Below are 18855 nucleotides of genomic sequence, written 5' to 3' on the forward strand. Positions count from 1 at the left end.
CTGCAAGGCCCTTGAACGGCTAATGCTTTTCCGAAGTACCGACTATTTTAAAGACTATCACCCCAATGGCTTAATGGAGATTGCAGCCAACCACAAGAAATACTTTGTTCGAAAAATAACGGGGACGGTATTTCTGTTAAACCCAAGCCCATTTTGGGCAGTATTTGCCAATTGGCTGACAAAATGGAAGGTTTGCCCATTGATGAGGTTTTGAAATTGCCGTCAGCCGCGCAGGTGCAACAAACAAGGGATACTGTTATCACCTATATTATGGTTAGTCATTACCATAACAAATACCTCACATTCCTGCTACCCTGCTTAGGCATATTGAATAAATCACTTGATAGCATTAAGTGCTTTCATCATTTCATCAGCGGCACAGAAAAGGAGTACAACCAGTTTTTAACAGATGATTAAAGAGCCTTAAACCGCATTTGTTACGAAATGTGGCAGCAGGTTGAAACGCAATGTGGCTCATTGATAGAAGGCGAACCAGAACAAGAACGTTCACCCGATGGCGTTTTCAGCCTATGGGAAAAGGCTATGCCGCTGTTATTACAGCAGGAGTTTATTTATAGCTATTGCATGTACAACAAGCGCGAACTGAAAGAGAAACCGCAAAGAGCAAGGATTAAGCGTATCTCCCTTATGAAAGATAGACCACATCTTCACTTTCAGCTTTGGGATAAAGGGCCATTTTACCAGCTACAAATGAAAGCTGCTGTACGGGACAGGAATATTTACAAATACAACACAGAAACAACCTTTTCTTAGAAGATGGCAAAACTTTTTACTTGTTAGCGTCGTTAAGGGATGCCGGTTTAGCAGAGTGGATACGCAGGGCAGGCGGTCATATAACCGTTTTTAAAGAACATTTTGGGGATTTTGAGCGAGAATATTTAGACCAGCTCCGGGAATGCTATGCCGTTACCACTGTTTTAGCCTATAAGTAACCAACACAAGCAAGTTTTTGTAAACCCAAAACTGTATTGTCATGAATATCGGGGACACAACCACAGAATAGAAGATACAACCAATGAAAATAGCTGATTTGTATATCCGGGTAAGTACCGATGAACAGGCAGACAAAGGCTATTCCCAACGGAGCCAGCATGAACTGCTGCAAAAATATTGCGACATCAACAAAATATCCATTCGTAAGGTGATTTTTGAGGATCATTCTGCCAAAACCTTTAACCGGCCCGAATGGAAAAAATACCTGTTGGAATTAAAGTAGCACAAGGGGCAGGCTGATGTAGTACTCTTTCTTAAATGGGACAGGTTCAGCCGTAACGCCGGGGATGCGTACCAAATGATCAATATACTTCGGAAGTTGGGCGTAGAACCGCAGTCTATAGAACAGCCGATGGATTTGTCCGTACCCGAAAATAAAATGATGCTGGCCTTTTATTTAGCTGCTCCTGAAGTAGAGAACGACCGCAGGGCATTGAATGTTATTCATGGCATGCGCAGGGCAAGGAAAGAAGGACGTTATATGGGTTTAGCACCTATCGGTTATAAAAACAAAACAGACGAGCACAACAATAAATATATTGCTCCCGAAGAACCGCAGGCCAGTATTATATGATGGGCTTTTGAGCAGATAGCCGAAGGAGTGTACAACACGGAACAGGTTTTTAAAATGGCAAAGGAGAAGGGGTTTAAGGGAACTAAAAGCCTTTTCTGGTTTGTTATACGCAATCCTGTTTATTGCGGGAAAATATTTATCGCCAAATATAAGGACGAAGAAGCCCGATTTGTCAAGGGTTTGCATGAACCTATTATTTCAGAAGCACTGTTTTACCAAGTGCAGGACGTTTTGGACGGCAGGAAAAGAGTGCCTTACCGTCTCAAAATTCTTACCAGCCCCGAATTGCCCCTACGCGGGTTTTTAATTTGCCCCGAATGTAGCAAGTTGTTAACTGGTAGCAAATCAAAAGGGCTTACCAAGTATTACACCTATTATCATTGCACCACGGGTTGCACCTGCCGGTTCAGGGCAGATAACGCAAACAGCCTGTTTGTTTATGAACTCAAAAATACATGCCCCGCCCGGAAATGGCAGACCTGTACAAGATCACACTTTCCGAAGCATGGTACGATCAGACCAACCATTTGCAGAACGATCAAAAACAACTGCAATTACAGATAAAGGAACTGGAAGGGAAGCTATCTTATATAAGGGATCTGCTTTCCTCAAAGCAAATAGAGCCTGCTGATTTCCGGGAAATGAAAACAGCGTACAGCAGTAAACTTGAAAAGCTGGAAGCCAAGCTAAGCACCTTTGACCAAGACCAGGTAAATATAAAAGACCTGCTGGACAAGGGACTGAACAACCTTTTAAAGCTGGATTATGCGTATGAAACAGGGGATATTGAAAAGAAGCGGGAAGTTATTAGTTCGATGTATCCTGAAAAATTAACTTTTGACGGATTTTCATTTCGAACTAACCGCATCAATGAAGCGGTACGCATCATATACACGCTGGACAATGCTTTTGGCGAAAATGAAAACAGGACAAACGGAAAAAAATCCCATTTGTCCTGTCAAGTCGGGGTGACTGGACCAATTTCGAACCAGTATTTAGACGGTTTGATAGAAATTCAACGGCTTAAACATATTACTAAATACGATAACAGGGTGTAACATTGCTTTATTATAACCAAGCAAATTACTAATTCCCAAATACCGGCACTTTTTTACAACATAAGAAACTGGCTTTTTCACCTGTACAATTTCATATTTTGCCTTTTCTACTACAGCCACAATTTCATACATTACACTAACACCCACACCCGAATCAGGGTTTCTAAAGCCCAGGTAGTAGGTATTATTTGTGCAACAGTTCTTTATTCTAACAATACCCAATTTTAAGTTCTCCTTTGTTCCTTCAGCAATATAACCCCATTTACCGTCATCTTTATTCAGGAATGCCTGAAAGTGTTCAGGTTTCAGTAGGTAAACATCGCAATAATCAGCCCCCGGCGGTTGTGTAAGCGCATTAACCCCAAGCGATAGAATACCTGTACGATCTAATAAACCTGCAAGCTCACTGAACAGTTTCATACTGGCTTTTGTAGAAGCTACATCATTTTTGCTTCTGGAAGTGGCAAAGGTGTAATACCATTCAACCGTATTTTCAGGCAACGTTATCGGGCAAATGATTCTTGACTTACCTCCCTGGAGCAGGGCATTTCTTCCGCTATTGACATATTGGTCAATTGGTGTTTGCAAGGTTAGAGCCTCATAGGAGCTGCTTAGTTTCTTCTTTTCCTCAACCACTGTAAAAGTGGTGTCATTTATAGTTTTCCAGGTTACATTACAATTAAAACTCTTAGTAACATCGGACGCAGGAATACGCTTAATGGTTACCTTAGCTTGCCGGTCGAATACGTGGTTTGTTCCAAACTCAAATTTGTACACGGATGTTTTAGGAACCTTTATTCTTATGCCGTCAAGCGTTTTAAACTGGTGGTTGGAGTAAACAACTGATTTGGATTCAAATTCTGTCACTTCAATTCCCTGAGTTCCTTTTTTGTTTTCGGTAGCAATATCAATTACAATCTCATCGCCTTCCGCAAATCCGTAGTACATTTTTGGGTAGTCAGGGTATGTTTGTTTAGGGTGTTCACTCATCCAACTGCCAACCACCAATGAACCAGTAATATTAATGCTTTGAGTAGTGACTATAATTGGTTCCGGCACCTGGCTGATAGAAGTAAGAGAGCATAGAAGCGTTACAATAGTGTAAAATTCTTTCATACGACAAATAGGTTTAAGGGTTGTTAGGTATATGTTTAACGCAGGGGATAAATGGCTATTGCATGATAGATGTTTTTACCTATTACAATACCTTCCTGGCCACTGCCTGTAAGCTCCGTTGTTTTTGGTCCAGAAGCCATTAATATTTTCCATATTACTTGAACCTTTTTGAATCCTGCTCATCTCTTTTCGAACCTCGTAAGGAATTCTGGCACAATAGATTGTCATTGGGACGCAAATGCAATACAAATCTCTTTAAACTACAAACCCTTCAAATCCAACGATCTGAAGGGTTCATTTTTTCTGGTCGGGTTGGCTGGACCAATTTCGAACCAATATTTGGAGGATTTGATAGAAATTCAGAGGCTTAGACATTCAATAAACCTTCATAAGTAATTTAATATCTTCTCAGAAAAGGTGAAAAACGGTGTCGACTTTTACTGAAAACCGATATCATTACAGCATTTGCGGACTGTACAAACACCATTCAATATGGCCTACCAACATGATGTGTTTATCAGCTATCGGAGGGACGATCTTGTCAGAGCATGGATTGGAAAACATTTCATCCCGTTGTTAAGTGCTCACGTATTTCTTGAACTTGGGCGTCATCCCAACTTTTTTATTGATGAGCAACTGGAAAGTGGCACCAATTGGCCCTTGTCACTAGGTATTGCCTTAGGGAAGTCTAGAACCATCATCCCGCTTTGGTCAAAAGCATATCTCAACAGCGTTTGGTGCAGTTGCGAGATCAGCCACATGCTGGAACGGGAGTCTAAAATCGGTTTAAGAACGGTACAAAGGCCGGAAGGACTGATCTTTCCTACTGTAATCCATGACGGTGAAACGATGCCAGTTAATTTATCCTCTATTCAAAAGTCGAGATTCAGGATTGTTTCATTCTGCGCATGTCACCGGATAGCCAGAAAGCGGAAGAGTTGTCGGAAAAATTAAGACCATTGGGAAAGGCCATTGCCGGTGCTATTGAGACTGCTCCTGATTGGCAGGAGGATTGGAAAATAGAGGCTGCTAATGCTTTTTACAGGGAATTCTTTAAAGGTGCACAGGCCCAACAAACCCAAACACCCAAATTCGCACAACAATGAGTACCATTGTTACATTTTATTCATACAAAGGTGGCGTAGGACGAAGTATGTCACTTGCAAATATTGCCTTCGAGCTGGCTAGGCGGAACAAAAAAGTGTTGATGGTCGATTGGGATCTGGAGGCGCCTGGTCTTGAGCGCTACTTCCATAAATTTGAGATCAACAGGGCCTCCGACGGCTTGCTCCAATTGCTGATGGAATTTCAAAACAACCGGGCCGCCAATTACAAAGATTACCTGTGGACGATTACCACGGAGTTCAGTCAGCCCATTTATTTGCTATACAGCGGCCGTGACAAAAATCCTGCAAAATATTCATCTGACCTGGAGGCTTTCAAGTGGGACACTTTTTCAAACCGGATGGTGGCGGAAAGCATTTAGAGGATTTGAGGAATGAGTGGTTGAAAGATTTCGATCTGGTGTTGATCGACAGCCGGACTGGGCTTAGTGATGCTAGCGGCGTTTGCACTATAATGTTGCCAGATGTGGTGATACCAATGTTTACGGCTAATTACCAAAGTTTATTCGGCATTCGTGATATTATGAGTTTTGCGCAATCGGCACGGCAAAGGTTGTCTGTGGATCGAATGGCTTTGACGATTTTGCCTTTGCCTTCGCGCTTTGGTACCAGGATAGAATACAAAGAGTCACAAGAATGGTTAGACCGCATTGCAGATATTTTACGGGATTGTTTCAGTGATTGGCTGCCCAAGTGGATTGAACCAAGATTTGTGTTGGAGCAGATCAAAATTCCACAGGTTGATTATTTCAGTTTTGGGGAGAAATTGGCTGTGGTAGAGCAGGGGACCAACGATCCCGAAGGAATGGGTTTTATTTATGCAAAACTAGCTGATTTTTTAGCCAGCGACTTCACGGATATTGAAAGATTTTTAGGCTCCAATTATTACCTGGAGAAAAAGGAAGCCTATCAGAAAAGTAAGGAAGTGTTGATCGGTGCGCAAAGCAAATCGCCAGAGAAGTATAAGTACGATGTGTTTATCAGTTTTCCCCGCTCTGTCTATCAATGGGTGCGGGAGGTGTTGCTGCCGGGGCTGACGGAGTATTTGAATGATGAATTAGGATACAATCCGCAGATATTTTTCGATAGCAGTGAGACGTTGCCAGGCACCGATTGGAGTATTGCTTACAAGGAGGCGTTGGAGAAATCAAAAGTTTTTTGTTTGTATTTTCTGACGCATCGGAGCTTACAAGTATTTTTGTAAACAATGAGTTGCTATTCGTTGAAACAAAACAAAAACAATTGACGCCAATATTGTTTTTCCGTTGCTCTATAAGAAAGGACAAGTAGATATGCCTTTGCCGATGTTTATTCGGGAAAAGCAACTTAATGATCTAAGCGCTTTTACCAAGGAAGCTATTCTAAACAGTACAAAATTAAATGCCCAATTTGGTACCATCATTGAACATTTGGTGAAGGAGGTGGCAAAAGTATCCGAGGAATCGACCAGGTAAGTCAAGATTCACTGCATGCAGGAAAAAATATCCAAGTTGAGATAGAGGCACTGGCCTTTGCTTATGAAAATCTCCGAAAGCAGATGCCAAGTAGCAACAGTAGGACGCGTCTCATGCAGGATATTGTTGAAAAATGAAGGCGAAAGCGTCGGATACCGAAACATTATTACCTTATTTAACTGCCAGTACCTCGCCGGGAAAAAGGTTAGCAGCCATTGCCACTTTACAAGAAAACCGAATCCGGATTATGTTGACTGGTTAGCTGAACATGTAGGCGATATCGAGAAGCCATTTCTCGGATACCAGGCTTCGGTGGCGCTTTACACCTCGGCAAGGAGCCTTACCAATACGCCCCAACTATTACAAAGCATCGAGAAAGGGTTGACGAACATCCATAAATTCAAATTTAAAGACCCTAACCAAATTTCCGTATTGGAGTCTGCAAAGAGGGAGTTGAGTTTTAGGTTGTAGATGTTTTTTTTTGAAGACGTTATGTAAATTATTAAGACCCAATTAGAAAAGGCAGCATTGCTGCTGCCTTGTCCAATTTCGTCGGGACGACTAGATTCGAACTAGCGACCCCTTGCACCCCATGCAAGTGCGCTACCGGGCTGCGCTACGTCCCGAAACTTTTACGAAGTTAAGTACTACCAGCTTCATCAGCAAGTAGTTACGAATGGGGGTGCAAATGTAAGCTAAAAATTCATATTTCCTGAAAACAGGTACATTTTTACCCTAAAATTCCCGTTTTTTATGCCCCCAACAAAAAAAACCCCAGGCAGCGCCCATTGATCATTCCATCCCACAGCATGATTCCTAAGCCACTACGTAGAAATGTCGTATCCTGAAATGCGCAAGAAATAGGTTTGAAGGCTGCAACGTCGCCAATACCTTTGCAGCAAATTAAGACGAAAGCTACTTCTGTTCAATGCCTGTCAAGTATGATGGATCTATTTACCAATTATGGCGCCAACCTGCTTCCCTATGATGGGGAAGTCATGTATTATGGCCGGCTGCCACTCAATGCCAATCATTACTTCCAGGCTTTATTGAACAATATCCCCTGGAAAAATGACCAGGTTTTTGTAGGCGGCCAACTGCGCAGCACCAAAAGAAAAGTAGCCTGGTATGGCAACCGCCAGTACGCCTATACCTACTCCGGCGTCACCCGGCAGGCTTTGCCCTGGACAGTGGAATTATTGGAATTGAAAACCGCCATAGAAAAGCAATTGGCAACAGCCTTTAATTCCTGCCTATTGAATCTTTATCAGGATGGTTCAGAAGCTATGTCCTGGCACAGCGATGATGAAGCCGCCCTTGGCCTCAATACCACCATCGCCTCTTTTAGTTTGGGGGCCGAACGGAAATTCATGTTCAAACACAAGCACACCAAACTAACCACCTCCATACTGTTGGAACATGGCAGTTTGCTGGTCATGAAAGGAGTCACACAAACACATTGGCTGCACAGCATACCGCCCTCCACCAGGATCATACGACCCCGGATCAACCTCACCTTCAGAACAATGATCGAATAACAGTCATCATGATCCATCACCTCGACATTGGAACCAACCCGTCCAATAGGAAAGCCCAAACACTTGCCCTCATTAAAAAGGGCGTGATCCAATGGGGCGGCTACCGGCCTGGTAAAATATACGGCAGGCTCTCCTGTACTTCGGGCAAACGGATGAAAGTAGCCAACCGGGTATTTTTTACCAGCATACAGGAAGCTATTGAGGCAGGTTACCGCCCCTGTGCCCATTGTATGCCCCGGGAATACCAAAAGTGGAAACAATCAAAATAAAGGGGCCGGCTCCTTATTTTTAATCAACAAATTAACCTTTACCCCTCAATAACCGTGATAAAGGACTCCGATTCAGCAGCCGTCTCAAACTTTCTTTCCGATTCGCCCATTTTTTATATTTATTTGCAAAAAGGATTGTCGCCATTGGATGCCCATGCTCAACCGTCTGATGAAAAATACTGTTTGCCCGCATAGCGGAAGGCGAGGAAACTGCTTTTCGTAAGCTTTTTCAGGACTATATGCCCATCCTGTTTCCTATGATTGTGCAAGTGACGAAATCGGGCCCGGTAGCGGAAGACATTATCCAGGAAACCTTTCTCCGGCTTTGGATACACCGCGACAAACTGAAAGAGATCCGCCACCCACGCGCCTGGATACTCCGCATCGCCTATTTCCAGGCTTTCACCTTTCTGCGGGATCAATCTATTCACCATAAAGCAGTTGCCAATATCGCTGCCGACGAGACAGCCCCCGCCGATACAGAAATGATGCTGGCCTTTAAAAGCACGGAAGCATTGATCAAAAAAGCAGTAGACCAGCTTCCACGCCAGCAGAAAAAAAGTATACCGGCTTAGCAGGGAGAGCGGTTTAAAAGCAACAGAAATAGCAAATGAGATCGGGCTTTCGGAACAATCGGTGAAGAACACGCTCGTAAGAGCTTTGAAATTTATCCGGGAATACCTGGAAAAGGCAGGCTATGCGCTGCTGGTTTTTTTATGATCCATAGGTACTAAAACAGGACCAACGCGTCTTTTAACTGAATAAAATTGGGTGCATCATGCTAAACGAAGCTCAAATCAAGGATTTACTGGACAAAGCCCTGGCTGGTACTGCTAGCCAGGAAGAGCTGCGTGTACTGGCAGGTGCCCTGAAAGACGATCCCGAATATACGGTAACAGACCAGGTAACTGCTTTTGAACACGCAACCGGCTACGCATACCCTCCCCAGCCAGGAACGGATCGCCCAAATGGCAGATGAAATACTGGCTGCCGATAAATTGGCGGGTAGGACTGCTATACCGGGCCGGCCCCCAATACGGGTCATTGCTTTATGGAAAAAGATTGCAGTGGCTGCGGTCATAACAGCGGCTGCCATTACCACCTTTTACCTTTGGCCCTCAATAAAAAACCTTTTAACGGTGTAACAGGCCCGCAGGAGGTTGTTAAGGGAGATATCAATCCCGGCAACAACAAAGCCCGGCTGATCCTGGCCAATAACTCAGTTATTGTGCTGGATACCTTGGCCAATGGAGCTTTGGCACAACAGGGCAATACCCAAATTTCCAAGTGCGACAATGGACAACTGTCTTATACTACCACCGAAACAACGCCCAATACGAATAGTACGACTGCACTGTTGTTTAATACAGTAGAAGTGCCCCGGGGCGGTCAATACAAGCTGATCCTGGCCGATGGAACCGAAGTTTGGCTCAATGCAGCCTCCTCCTTACGTTTTCCGGTGGCTTTTACTGGCAATGAACGGATCGTGGAATTGGATGGAGAGGGCTATTTTGAAGTGGCCAAAGATGCCGCCCGCCCCTTTACTGTGCGTACAAAACGGGCTGATGTGCAGGTACTGGGTACGCATTTCAATGTTTGCGCTTATGCCGGGGAAGACTGGAAAACAACCTTGCTCGAAGGCAAAGTGGCTGCAAAGCGGAATGCAGCCCAGGCGCTTTTAACGCCCGGCAACCAGGCTATTTTGGCCGTTAACGAAGAAACCTTCAGGATCGTGCCCAATGCCGACCTGGATGAAGCCATTGCCTGGAAAGAGGGCTTTTTCAGTTCAATGATGCCAGCGTAGCTTCCATCATGCAGCAGGTATCGCGCTGGTATGATGTTGATATTGAATACAAGGATACAGTTTCCAGTGCCAGGTTCAACGGCAGGATCAACAGGAATATCCGGCTTTCGGGTATTGTGAACGCATTGCAACAGGGAGGCATCAAATGCGCCATCGACAATGACCATCTATTGGTTTACCCCTAATACGTCGGCAGGCCCTTTCCAATTGGGGTGCAACCTGAGGGATAAATATGATGAATTTTTATGGTAACAGGAGCAAAAGATATAAATTGCTACAAGCTGAATGAATTTCATTCTGTAAACTGCTGGAATGCGGATTATCGTTGCTTTGCTTACTATTTTACTACTGCTGCTAAGACTGGACTCCCCTGCCCAGAAAATAACTATTGTCCAAAAGGAATCCCACTCGGTAAGGTATTTAACCTCGTACAGCAACAAAGTGGCTTGTCACTTTTCTATGACAGCCGGCTCATCAAAAACGATAAGAAAATAGATATCAAGGTACAGGATGCCTCAGTTGAAACTGTGCTCGACTATTGTCTGAAAGACCTGCCCTTTACCTATGTAATTACCGATAATATCATCGTCATCAAAGAAAAGGAAGCGCAGGCGGCTGACAATAAATTACTTTATGCCATACAGGGCATCATTCGGGGTAAGGACAGTTTGCCCCTGGGTGGCGCTTCGGTGATGTTGAAAGAGATCAGGCGGGCGGCGCTAACAGATGCAGAAGGCAATTTTTGGTAGATCATGTGCCTTCAGGCGCCTATACACTCATGATCTCCTTTGTAGGTTATGAATCCTGGCATAAAACCATCCAGGTTACTGATAAAACACCACAGATGCTGGTGAACTTACAAAAAACAGAAGACCGGCTGGATGAGATCACCGTTACCGCATTGGGCCTGGCCCGTAAAACCCGGTCTTTAACCTATGCCACGCAAAAGGTATCGGGCGAAGAGTTCAGCACCGTTAAAAACACCAATATCCTCAATAGCCTCAATGGTAAAGTGAGCGGGGTGCAGGTAAACCGTACTTCCGGTGGGGCAGGAGGTTCGGTTCGGGTGGTGCTGCGTGGCGATAAATCAACCCGTAATAGCCAGCCCTTGTACGTATTGGATGGATTGCCGTTGGTAAATCCTACCGGCGGACCCGTGGCTGGCTTGTACAACGATGCTCCCGATGCCGGTGATATCATCAGCTCCATTAATCCCGATGATATTGAAAGCGTAAGTATTTTAAAAGGAGCCGCCGCATCGGCACTTTATGGTAGCCAGGGCAGCAACGGAGTAGTCCTTATCACCACCCGGGGTAGTAATGCAGGTGCTGCCCGTATCAACCTGTCCAGCAGTTTCACCACAGAGCAACCCATCCTCTTCCCCGAAACACAATCCAATTATGGGCAGTCCACTATGGGCAATACCAGCAGTCCCGGCAGTGAAGACAGTTGGGGAGCTAAAGGCACTACTTTACCCGGCAGTAATTACATGAAAGATTTTTTCAAACCGGCACCACCTTTATCAATGGCATCAGCATTACAGGAGGCACACCAAAAAATTCCCAGTATTTATCATATTCCAATACCAGCAATAAAGGCATCCTGCCCAGCAGCACCTTCAAACAACATACACTTAGTTACCGGCAAACAGGTAAATTCCTGCATGATAAACTCGTGGTGGATGCCAGCTTCCTGGGCAGCATCCAGCAAGCACACAACCGGCTCACCCCGGCATCTATTTTAATCCCCTCACCGGTTTATTCCTGCTGCCCCGGGGCATCGACTTCAACAATTTTAAAACCTTTGAATACCTGTCGCCAACTCGTTATCTATATGCGCAAAACTGGTGGAATATCAACTATGATAAAGACCTGGCCAATGGCGGCGGATGGGGCGGTCAGGATTACCAGCAAAATCCCTATTGGGTCATGTACCGCAATACAGTACAAAACCGCAACCAGCATGCTTACTTATCCGCTTCGCTTAAATATTACCTGGATAACGGATTCACCCTGCAGGCGCGTGGCTATTTCAATCATTTTATCAATGACTATGAACGGGATATTTATGCCACTACACAAGCTACCTTGTCCCGGTTCAATGGTAATTTGCATACCAGCAAAACCACCAATACAACAGCCTATGGAGATATCTTGCTGAGCGGCAGTAAGAAATTGAACAATGACTGGGAATTGAACTTTACAGCCGGGGCCTCTATTCAACAACATGACGGTAAACTGTTGTATGTAGGTGGTTCGCCCACCGTGCCCAATGTGTTTTTGGAATCGGCGCTGGACAGGGCCACCATTGATATCCGGAATTTTGATGAAAAACAAATAGCCCTGCCCGAAAGCAGGTGCAGTCTTTGCTGGGCACAGTACAAGTTAACTACCAGAACAAATTATACCTCGACCTGTCCGATCGGAATGACTGGTCTTCTACATTGGCCTTTACACCTTCCGAAAAAAGCGGCTATAATTATTTCTCAGTTGGTGCAGCTGTAGTCGTCAATGAAATGATGGACCTCCCGCATTGGATCAATTACCTGCGCCTGCGCGCCTCCTATGCTGTGGTGGGTAATGACATCGCTTCCTTCAGCAGTTACCCTTTGTATACGTTTACCAATGGCAATGCCCAACCGCCGGGCAGTGCGCCCATTGTTGTCATTCCCGGCATGGTGCTGAAACCCGAAAAGAACCGGTCACTGGAGATAGGTGTACAATGGAAGTCATTTAACAACAGGCTGCAGTTGGATGCTTCCTGGTACAAATCGAATATTGTTAACCAGTATTTTAAAGGTGTAGCATTGCCGCCGGGCCTTGGTTCGGGTGGTTATGCCGATATCAACAGCGGCAATATCCGCAATATGGGCATAGAGGGAAGCTTGCGGTATAAGGTCATTGAATCGGGTTCCTTTGAATGGACCACCATACTCAATGCCTCCCACAATACCAATAAGGTAATTGAGTTGTTCGATCCGGCCGTGATACCCAGCAGTACGCCCAACCAGTTGTACCGCCTGCAGGGAGGTACCGGCGGCTACGATGGCATCCTGAAGCAGGGAGGGTCTTACGGCGATTTTTATGGCAGCGGATTCAGAAGAGATGCCGCGGGGCATATCATCATGTCCTCACAAGGCCTTCCTTTTGTGGAAGACGATCTTTTCCTGGGCAATCCCAATCCAAAACTGATCCTGGGATGGCAAAACAGCTTCTCTTTCCGCAACTGTACCATCAGCTGGCTTATCGATGGCAAGTTTGGAGGCAGGGTACTGAGTATTACCGAAAGTTATATGGCTCAAATGGGTATCAGCCGTAAAACGGGTGAAGCAAGAGACAACGGGGGCATGGTATACCTGGAAAATGCAGTAGATGAATCAGGACATCTCTGGAAAGGCGGTATTGAAGCAGAAAGGTATTATAAATATATAGGAGGAAAAACCCCACTGGCCGAAGCTTTCATGTACAGTGCCACAGCTATCCGCTTGAGAGAAGTGGCATTTGCCTGGCGGCTGCCCCTGCGCAATAAAAGATGGGTGATATACGCCTGGGTATCATTGCCAATAACCTGTTTTTCCTGAAACGGAGCGCCCCTTCGATCCCGAACAGGTAGCGGGTGTTAATCCAGGCGGGGTAGGGGTAGATGTCTTTGGCCTGCCGGCCTACCGGAGCATTGGCTTTAGTTTCCAATATACACTTTAACAGGGCGGTTGATTTTTTTTTGAAAGCAATAGGTACCGATTTGTTGACTGTGAGTCTTTTAGAGGACCAAACATCAAACCTCTAAAATTATTGCTTATGAAACGATTGCTTCTTGGTTTTCTCCTGCTATTTTGTTCGTCACTTGCATTTACGCAAGGTCGCACCGTGACTGGGGTGGTGACCGACTCGCTGGGAAAGGCCATCGCCTCTGCCAGTGTAAAAGCCAACAAAAGCAGTGCAGGAACCACTACGAATGAAAGTGGACGATTCTCCCTCGCCGTCTCCGGCGCTGATAATGCCCTTGAAATTTCATCTACAGGGTTTACCCGGCAAATTGTAACCATTGGTGATAATGCCAGTTCCTTCACCATCGTTTTGAAGGCCGATGCACAGAACCTCGAAACAGTGGTTGTTACCGCCCTGGGTATTACCCGCAAAGCACGCTCGCTTACTTATTCCACACAAACCATTAGCGCCGATGAGCTTTCTACAGTAAAGAATACGAATGTATTGAATAGCCTCAACGGTAAAGTGGCCGGCGTACAGGTAAACCGTACTTCAGGCGGCGCCGGTGGTTCCGTTCGTATCGTATTGCGTGGTGATAAATCTACCCGTAACAGCCAGCCGTTGTATGTAATAGATGGTTTGCCCATTGCCAATCAAATAGGTGGCCCCGATGCCGGTCTCTATAATGGTGCACCCGATGGCGGGGATATCCTCAGTACCATGAACCCCGATGATATTGAATCGATCAACGTACTGAAAGGAGCTTCCGCTTCGGCCCTCTATGGCAGCCAGGGAAGTAATGGGGTAATCCTCATTACTACCAAAAAAGGTAAATCAGGCACAGCTAAACTGGATTTCTCCAGCAGTATTACGATGGATAAGGCCTATGTACTGCCCAAATTGCAATACGATTATAAACAGTCTACAGCACCCGATGCAGTGAGCCCAGGCAGTGAAGATTCCTGGGGCGCAAAAGGAGCGACCAATACTTCAGGCGATTATGTAAAAGAATTCTTTCAAACCGGGCTCACCTTTATCAATAGCATTGGTCTCACTACCGGTAATGAAAGGTCTTCCAACTATCTTTCTTATTCCAATACCGAGAATAAAGGTATCCTGCCTACCAGCACACTGAAGCAGCATACGCTTACCTTCAGGCAAACTACCCGTTTATTGCAGGATAAACTGGTACTCGATGGAACCTTTACCGGTAGTATCCAAAATACGCACAACCGTAGTACACCGGGTATCTATTACAATCCATTGACTGGTTTGTACCTCTTTCCCCGTGGACTTGATTTCAACAGCTATAAGAACTATGAATACTTTTCACCTACCCGTTACCTGAATGCACAAAACTGGTGGAATATTAACTATGATAAAGACCAGGCCAATGGTGGTGGCTGGGGTGGCCAGGATTACCAGCAAAATCCTTACTGGGTCATGAACCGCAATACGGTTGATAATAAAAACCAGAATGTATATGCTTCCTTGTCGGCCAAGTACCTGATCAACTCCTGGCTCACAGTGCAATTGAGGGGTAATATCAACAACTTTGTAAACCAGTATGAGCGGCATATCTATGCTACCACCCAAGGTACGCTGGCCCGCTTCAATGGTAACCTCAATACCACCAGGATCAATACCACGAATTTGTATGGTGATGTATTGTTGAGTGGCGACAGACAACTGACACAGGATATCGGAATGAACTTTACCTTGGGCGCCGCCATACAGGATCAAAAGGTAAAATGCTCACCGTAAATGGTACCCCTACAGTTCCCAATGTATTCCTGGAATCAGCTTTGGAAAGGGCTACCATTGATCTGCGTAATTACAATTCAGATAATGGTTCGCCCGCACAAAGAAGGGTGAACTCAGCTTTTGGTTCTGTACAGCTGAATTACCAGAACAAGTTGTTCCTTGATTTTAGCGACCGTAATGACTGGTCTTCGGCCCTGGCCTTTACACCTACTGAAAAAAGGGATACAATTATTTTTCAGTGGGCGCCAGTGGTGTACTGACCGATCTGTTCCAAATGCCTGCTGCTATCAACTATGCCAAACTGAGAGTGTCTTATGCACAGGTGGGTAATGATGTAAGTGCATTCAGCACCAATCCGCTGTATACTTTTAATCAGGGTGGTATTGCCAATCCTCCCGGCAGCTATCCGATCCTTGACGTATCAGGACTGGAACTCAAGCCTGAAAAAGCAAATCTTTTGAGATCGGAACACAATGGAGTTTCCTCCAAAACCGGCTTTCGCTTGACTTCACCTGGTATAAGTCGAATACCTACAACCAGTACTTTAGTGGTATCAATCTTCAGTTAGCACGTGGTACCAAATCAGATTTCAATGCTGGTAATATCCAGAATACAGGTATTGAGGCTTCAGTGTCGTACAAAGTGTTCAATTCCAAAAAACTTACCTGGAACACAACACTTAATTTCTCGCATAATAAGAATAGGATCATTGAGTTGTTTGATCCCAAGATCGTAGCCAACGTAACGAAGGAGTCTATTTATACCCTTGGCAGCAGCGGTAGTTATACGGCGTTGAGGCTGGATGGTTCTTTTGGCGACCTGTACGGCCGTACGTTTAAAACAGATAACCAGGGCCGCGTGATCGTTAACACGACCACGCACCTGCCTTTGTTTGTAGACAGCATTTTTGCCAATCCCAATCCTAAATACATTGTGGGCTGGAACAACAACTTCTCTTTTGGCCGGTTTAATGTAAACATGCTGATCGATGGTAAATTTGGTGGTAAGGTATTGAGCATTACACAGGGTTACCTGGATCAGATGGGTGTAAGTCAAAGATCGGCTGATGCCAGGAACAATGGCAATACGGTGACCATCAACAATGCGGTGGATGAAGGTGGACATGCCTGGAGTGGTACGGTAGATGCACAAACCTACTACAAGTATATTGGTGGTAAAACCCCTGCCGGTGCCGCTTATACCTACAGCGCTACTGCAGTAAGGATGCGTGAGATTGCCATTAGCTACCAGCTTCCCTTCAATAACAAAGTGGTGAAAGATATGCGCGTGGCTTTGATTGGAAATAACCTGTTCTTCTTTAAGAAAGAAGCGCCATTCGATCCTGAGCAGGTGGCTGGTGTAAATGCAGGTGGTACAGGTATTGATGCTTTTGGCTTACCTGCTTACAGAAGCTATGGTATTAGCCTGAAATGTACATTTTAGTAACAAAAACCTTCTCATCCAGTCCTGAACTTGCGGAAGGCTAAGTAAGAGCAGGAATTTCAAAAATGCTTAAAACGATTTAAACCATGTTAAAAACTTCCCTATATAAATTAACCGCAGCCTGTGCCATTGCTGCTACGCTGGGAACCGGCTGCTCCAAAGATTTCCAGGAAACCAATACCAATCCCGCGGGTGTGAAACCCGATGTATTCCTGGCCGATTTTCAAAAAGTTATCCTGCCCTTGCAGAATGGCCAGCGCAACCTGGTACACTATGTTAACTGGCAATACCAGTTACAGCAAAACCTCAATGCCGATATCTACAGTGGCTATATGATGACCCCCACACCTTTTAATGGCAACAACAACAATAGCAATTATTTCATGATGGATGGCTGGAATGAATGGATTTTGAATATTGCTTATGATGGGGTGATGCAGGCAACCGCTGATTACGAAAGATTCAGTAAGGAATATACTTCGGCCGACCTGGCCGATGCAACGGCCATTGCGAAGATCCTCAGTGTTGTTGGGATGCACAAATCGGCTGATATTTTTGGCCCCGTGATCTATAGCCATTATGGCAAGCCCAATGCCGATCTCTCCATCGACTACGATTCCCAGCAGGATGCTTATAAAGCCTTCTTTGCCGACCTGGATATTGCGGTGAACAACCTGAAACCTTATGCGGCTGCCACTAAAAAAGTAGGTACAGCTTTTAAAAAGGCAGATATGATGTTTGGTGGCGATCCTGCCAAGTGGTTACGCCTGGCCAATACCCTGCGTTTGCGCCTGGCCTTGCGCATTGTATATGCCGATGCCGCTACCGCCAAAACACAGGGTGAAAAAGCGCTGGATCCGGCCAATGGCGGCCTCATGGCTGCTGTGAGCGATAATGCACTCGTAGCCTATGGTACGGAAAGCCCCATTGGTGTGATCATCAATGATTGGGATGATATCCGCGCCGGAGCGCCGCTTAGCTCCTTGTTGACTGGATACGGTGACCCCCGTGTTTCTAAATACCTGGCCCCAGCTTCTGATGCGGCAGTATCTGGACAGTATATTGGTATCAGGAATGGCGTTGCCATTGATGCCAAGGCGCGTTATTCCGGTTATTCAAAACCCGTGGCCAAATCCGCCAGTGGCGATTATTTTGACAAAGGCACGGGTAAAGCCAAGGTTGCTTCGGCTGCCGAAGCCTGGTTCCTGAAAGCCGAAGCAGCACTTCGTGGCTGGGCCAATGCCGGTGATATACAAACAGCTTATGAAACCGGTATTGACCGTTCGTTTGAAGAGTGGGGCGCCGGTTCCGCTGCGGCTTATAAAGCCGATGCTGTCAGCAAAGCCGCTCCTTATGTAGATCCTAAATCACAAGTCGCAGGCGCTAATAACGTACCGGCTGGCAATGCCAACCTAAGCACCATCACCATCAAATGGAATGCTGCAGGCGGTACGGAAGAAAAACTGGAACGCATCATCACACAAAAATGGCTGGCCGTTTATCCCGACGGACAAGAAGCCTGGTCTGAATTCCGTCGTACAGGCTATCCCAAGTTGTTCCCCGTAGTCCTTAACAACAGCAATGGACAGGTAACCGGTTTTATCAAGCGCTTGCCCATCCCTTCCAAATTCAGGAACAGCAACAAGGCTGGTTATGATAAAGCCGTTGCTACCATGAGTGGGCCCGACAATCCAGGCACCAGGGTTTGGTGGGATAAAAAGCCTTAACCTCCGATTCCCATTTTCTTGTATTATACCTCTAAGAAAGCGCCCGGGCATGGGCCCGGGCTTTCTTTGCCTGACCCTAACCTGGTATCAACTACGTAAACAATTATCCCTCACCCTCAAATGGTATCGCCTATGGTAATAAACTGAAATGCTGTGCACGGTATTTTATTCTATTATTTAAAATCATCCTTTTATGGTAAACCTATTCTATTTGATCAGAAAAAATGTCGCGGTATTCCTGCTCTTATTGATTGTAAGCTTAA

At 45.4% G+C, this 18855-nt stretch carries 25 protein-coding genes, 1 tRNA gene and 1 pseudogene; 25 read left to right on the plus strand and 2 right to left on the minus strand.

Annotated elements, in window-relative coordinates:
* The first annotated feature begins 153 nt into the window (after window positions 1–153).
* The 5 genes and pseudogenes from RS881_RS20155 to RS881_RS20170 all read left to right on the plus strand — a co-directional run bounded on the left by RS881_RS20155 (window position 154) and on the right by RS881_RS20170 (window position 2646).
* The gene (locus RS881_RS20155; protein ID WP_315822713.1) at window positions 154–417 is read left to right on the plus strand and encodes a hypothetical protein; all 264 of its coding nucleotides are present in this window, start codon (window positions 154–156) and stop codon (window positions 415–417) included.
* Window positions 418–444: 27 nt separating this feature from the next.
* Window positions 445–774 carry a hypothetical protein gene (locus RS881_RS20160; RefSeq protein ID WP_315822714.1) on the plus strand — a complete coding sequence of 110 codons (330 nt, stop codon included), beginning with the start codon at window positions 445–447 and terminating at the stop codon, window positions 772–774.
* Window positions 775–1036: 262 nt separating this feature from the next.
* Window positions 1037–1588 (plus strand): annotated as a pseudogene (locus tag RS881_RS20165) (recombinase family protein).
* 54 nt (window positions 1589–1642) lie between these two features.
* Window positions 1643–2152 carry a recombinase family protein gene (locus RS881_RS59745; RefSeq protein WP_350340151.1) on the plus strand — a complete coding sequence of 170 codons (510 nt, stop codon included), beginning with the start codon at window positions 1643–1645 and terminating at the stop codon, window positions 2150–2152.
* On the plus strand, window positions 2059–2646 hold the full coding sequence (locus RS881_RS20170) for a hypothetical protein (RefSeq protein WP_315822715.1): 588 nt from the start codon (window positions 2059–2061) through the stop codon (window positions 2644–2646). Before RS881_RS59745 ends, RS881_RS20170 begins: the two co-directional genes overlap by 94 nt.
* Here the strand turns inward: RS881_RS20170 and RS881_RS20175 are convergent.
* Window positions 2584–3762: a hypothetical protein gene (locus RS881_RS20175; RefSeq protein WP_315822716.1), complete on the minus strand. Its 1179-nt coding sequence runs from the start codon at window positions 3760–3762 to the stop codon at window positions 2584–2586. The genes RS881_RS20170 and RS881_RS20175 overlap by 63 nt on opposite strands.
* Before the next feature lie 492 nt (window positions 3763–4254).
* Between RS881_RS20175 and RS881_RS59750 the strand changes: the two genes are divergently transcribed.
* From RS881_RS59750 to RS881_RS20190, 4 genes are read left to right on the plus strand one after another with little or no spacing between them, the layout of a single operon-like run.
* Window positions 4255–4716 (plus strand): toll/interleukin-1 receptor domain-containing protein, encoded by a 462-nt coding sequence (locus RS881_RS59750; protein ID WP_350340152.1) that lies wholly within the window; start codon window positions 4255–4257, stop codon window positions 4714–4716.
* Window positions 4671–4868 carry a hypothetical protein gene (locus RS881_RS20180; protein ID WP_315822717.1) on the plus strand — a complete coding sequence of 66 codons (198 nt, stop codon included), beginning with the start codon at window positions 4671–4673 and terminating at the stop codon, window positions 4866–4868. Before RS881_RS59750 ends, RS881_RS20180 begins: the two co-directional genes overlap by 46 nt.
* A gap of 47 nt (window positions 4869–4915) precedes the next feature.
* A complete protein-coding gene (locus RS881_RS20185) occupies window positions 4916–5248 on the plus strand; it encodes a hypothetical protein (RefSeq protein WP_315824550.1) in 333 nt (110 codons plus the stop codon).
* Window positions 5206–6090 carry a TIR domain-containing protein gene (locus RS881_RS20190; RefSeq protein ID WP_315822718.1) on the plus strand — a complete coding sequence of 295 codons (885 nt, stop codon included), beginning with the start codon at window positions 5206–5208 and terminating at the stop codon, window positions 6088–6090. Before RS881_RS20185 ends, RS881_RS20190 begins: the two co-directional genes overlap by 43 nt.
* 802 nt (window positions 6091–6892) lie before the next feature.
* Here RS881_RS20190 and RS881_RS20195 read toward each other — a convergent pair.
* Window positions 6893–6966 (minus strand) — tRNA-Pro (locus RS881_RS20195).
* Window positions 6967–7281: 315 nt separating this feature from the next.
* Here RS881_RS20195 and RS881_RS20200 point away from each other — a divergent pair.
* The 16 genes from RS881_RS20200 to RS881_RS20270 all read left to right on the plus strand — a co-directional run bounded on the left by RS881_RS20200 (window position 7282) and on the right by RS881_RS20270 (window position 18592).
* Window positions 7282–7878 carry an alpha-ketoglutarate-dependent dioxygenase AlkB family protein gene (locus RS881_RS20200; protein ID WP_315822719.1) on the plus strand — a complete coding sequence of 199 codons (597 nt, stop codon included), beginning with the start codon at window positions 7282–7284 and terminating at the stop codon, window positions 7876–7878.
* Window positions 7879–7886: 8 nt separating this feature from the next.
* Window positions 7887–8147: an Ada metal-binding domain-containing protein gene (locus RS881_RS20205; RefSeq protein ID WP_315822720.1), complete on the plus strand. Its 261-nt coding sequence runs from the start codon at window positions 7887–7889 to the stop codon at window positions 8145–8147.
* Between the two features lie 239 nt (window positions 8148–8386).
* A complete protein-coding gene (locus RS881_RS20210; RefSeq protein ID WP_315822721.1) occupies window positions 8387–8722 on the plus strand; it encodes a sigma factor in 336 nt (111 codons plus the stop codon).
* Window positions 8723–8750: 28 nt separating this feature from the next.
* Window positions 8751–8867 carry a hypothetical protein gene (locus RS881_RS59755; RefSeq protein ID WP_350340230.1) on the plus strand — a complete coding sequence of 39 codons (117 nt, stop codon included), beginning with the start codon at window positions 8751–8753 and terminating at the stop codon, window positions 8865–8867.
* Window positions 8868–8925: 58 nt separating this feature from the next.
* Window positions 8926–9126: a hypothetical protein gene (locus tag RS881_RS20215; protein WP_315822722.1), complete on the plus strand. Its 201-nt coding sequence runs from the start codon at window positions 8926–8928 to the stop codon at window positions 9124–9126.
* A gap of 72 nt (window positions 9127–9198) precedes the next feature.
* Window positions 9199–9951, plus strand: coding sequence for a FecR family protein (locus RS881_RS20220; RefSeq protein ID WP_315822723.1), 753 nt, complete (start codon window positions 9199–9201; stop codon window positions 9949–9951).
* An 8-nt stretch (window positions 9952–9959) separates the two neighbouring features.
* A complete protein-coding gene (locus RS881_RS20225; RefSeq protein ID WP_315822724.1) occupies window positions 9960–10136 on the plus strand; it encodes a DUF4974 domain-containing protein in 177 nt (58 codons plus the stop codon).
* Window positions 10137–10196: 60 nt separating this feature from the next.
* The gene (locus tag RS881_RS20230; RefSeq protein ID WP_315822725.1) at window positions 10197–10700 is read left to right on the plus strand and encodes a secretin and TonB N-terminal domain-containing protein; all 504 of its coding nucleotides are present in this window, start codon (window positions 10197–10199) and stop codon (window positions 10698–10700) included.
* The gene (locus tag RS881_RS20235) at window positions 10694–11695 is read left to right on the plus strand and encodes a TonB-dependent receptor plug domain-containing protein (protein WP_315822726.1); all 1002 of its coding nucleotides are present in this window, start codon (window positions 10694–10696) and stop codon (window positions 11693–11695) included. Before RS881_RS20230 ends, RS881_RS20235 begins: the two co-directional genes overlap by 7 nt.
* A gap of 184 nt (window positions 11696–11879) precedes the next feature.
* Window positions 11880–12455 (plus strand): hypothetical protein, encoded by a 576-nt coding sequence (locus RS881_RS20240; protein ID WP_315822727.1) that lies wholly within the window; start codon window positions 11880–11882, stop codon window positions 12453–12455.
* Window positions 12365–13531 (plus strand): TonB-dependent receptor domain-containing protein, encoded by a 1167-nt coding sequence (locus RS881_RS20245; protein ID WP_315824551.1) that lies wholly within the window; start codon window positions 12365–12367, stop codon window positions 13529–13531. The genes RS881_RS20240 and RS881_RS20245 overlap by 91 nt, the downstream gene beginning before the upstream one ends.
* A 217-nt stretch (window positions 13532–13748) precedes the next feature.
* Complete coding sequence (locus RS881_RS20250) at window positions 13749–15422, plus strand: TonB-dependent receptor plug domain-containing protein (RefSeq protein WP_315822728.1); 1674 nt, start codon at window positions 13749–13751, stop codon at window positions 15420–15422.
* The gene (locus RS881_RS20255; protein WP_315822729.1) at window positions 15410–15682 is read left to right on the plus strand and encodes a hypothetical protein; all 273 of its coding nucleotides are present in this window, start codon (window positions 15410–15412) and stop codon (window positions 15680–15682) included. The genes RS881_RS20250 and RS881_RS20255 overlap by 13 nt, the downstream gene beginning before the upstream one ends.
* Window positions 15661–15990, plus strand: a complete 330-nt coding sequence (locus RS881_RS20260; protein WP_315822730.1) for a hypothetical protein — start codon at window positions 15661–15663, stop codon at window positions 15988–15990. The genes RS881_RS20255 and RS881_RS20260 overlap by 22 nt, the downstream gene beginning before the upstream one ends.
* Before the next feature lie 62 nt (window positions 15991–16052).
* Window positions 16053–16865: a SusC/RagA family TonB-linked outer membrane protein gene (locus RS881_RS20265; RefSeq protein ID WP_350340153.1), complete on the plus strand. Its 813-nt coding sequence runs from the start codon at window positions 16053–16055 to the stop codon at window positions 16863–16865.
* A gap of 86 nt (window positions 16866–16951) precedes the next feature.
* Entirely contained in the window at window positions 16952–18592 is a 1641-nt protein-coding gene (locus RS881_RS20270) for a SusD/RagB family nutrient-binding outer membrane lipoprotein (protein WP_315822731.1), read from the plus strand.
* The last annotated feature ends 263 nt before the right edge of the window (window positions 18593–18855 follow it).

Origin of the sequence: Paraflavitalea speifideaquila, assembly GCF_032395985.1 — a bacterium.
Lineage (GTDB): Bacteria > Bacteroidota > Bacteroidia > Chitinophagales > Chitinophagaceae > Paraflavitalea > Paraflavitalea speifideaquila.

What these genes read in the sequence shown, in the direction of transcription:
- RS881_RS20160 (WP_315822714.1), top strand. Translation starts at nt 445, where the DNA reads ATGTGGCAGCAGGTTGAAACGCAATGTGGCTCATTGATAGAAGGCGAA.
- RS881_RS59745 (WP_350340151.1), top strand. Translation starts at nt 1,643, where the DNA reads ATGGCAAAGGAGAAGGGGTTTAAGGGAACTAAAAGCCTTTTCTGGTTT.
- RS881_RS20170 (WP_315822715.1), top strand. Translation starts at nt 2,059, where the DNA reads ATGGCAGACCTGTACAAGATCACACTTTCCGAAGCATGGTACGATCAG.
- RS881_RS20175 (WP_315822716.1), bottom strand. Translation starts at nt 3,762, where the DNA reads ATGAAAGAATTTTACACTATTGTAACGCTTCTATGCTCTCTTACTTCT.
- RS881_RS59750 (WP_350340152.1), top strand. Translation starts at nt 4,255, where the DNA reads ATGGCCTACCAACATGATGTGTTTATCAGCTATCGGAGGGACGATCTT.
- RS881_RS20180 (WP_315822717.1), top strand. Translation starts at nt 4,671, where the DNA reads ATGTCACCGGATAGCCAGAAAGCGGAAGAGTTGTCGGAAAAATTAAGA.
- RS881_RS20185 (WP_315824550.1), top strand. Translation starts at nt 4,916, where the DNA reads ATGTCACTTGCAAATATTGCCTTCGAGCTGGCTAGGCGGAACAAAAAA.
- RS881_RS20200 (WP_315822719.1), top strand. Translation starts at nt 7,282, where the DNA reads ATGATGGATCTATTTACCAATTATGGCGCCAACCTGCTTCCCTATGAT.
- RS881_RS20205 (WP_315822720.1), top strand. Translation starts at nt 7,887, where the DNA reads ATGATCCATCACCTCGACATTGGAACCAACCCGTCCAATAGGAAAGCC.
- RS881_RS20210 (WP_315822721.1), top strand. Translation starts at nt 8,387, where the DNA reads ATGCCCATCCTGTTTCCTATGATTGTGCAAGTGACGAAATCGGGCCCG.
- RS881_RS20215 (WP_315822722.1), top strand. Translation starts at nt 8,926, where the DNA reads ATGCTAAACGAAGCTCAAATCAAGGATTTACTGGACAAAGCCCTGGCT.
- RS881_RS20220 (WP_315822723.1), top strand. Translation starts at nt 9,199, where the DNA reads ATGGAAAAAGATTGCAGTGGCTGCGGTCATAACAGCGGCTGCCATTAC.
- RS881_RS20225 (WP_315822724.1), top strand. Translation starts at nt 9,960, where the DNA reads ATGCAGCAGGTATCGCGCTGGTATGATGTTGATATTGAATACAAGGAT.
- RS881_RS20230 (WP_315822725.1), top strand. Translation starts at nt 10,197, where the DNA reads ATGGTAACAGGAGCAAAAGATATAAATTGCTACAAGCTGAATGAATTT.
- RS881_RS20240 (WP_315822727.1), top strand. Translation starts at nt 11,880, where the DNA reads ATGTACCGCAATACAGTACAAAACCGCAACCAGCATGCTTACTTATCC.
- RS881_RS20250 (WP_315822728.1), top strand. Translation starts at nt 13,749, where the DNA reads ATGAAACGATTGCTTCTTGGTTTTCTCCTGCTATTTTGTTCGTCACTT.
- RS881_RS20255 (WP_315822729.1), top strand. Translation starts at nt 15,410, where the DNA reads ATGCTCACCGTAAATGGTACCCCTACAGTTCCCAATGTATTCCTGGAA.
- RS881_RS20270 (WP_315822731.1), top strand. Translation starts at nt 16,952, where the DNA reads ATGTTAAAAACTTCCCTATATAAATTAACCGCAGCCTGTGCCATTGCT.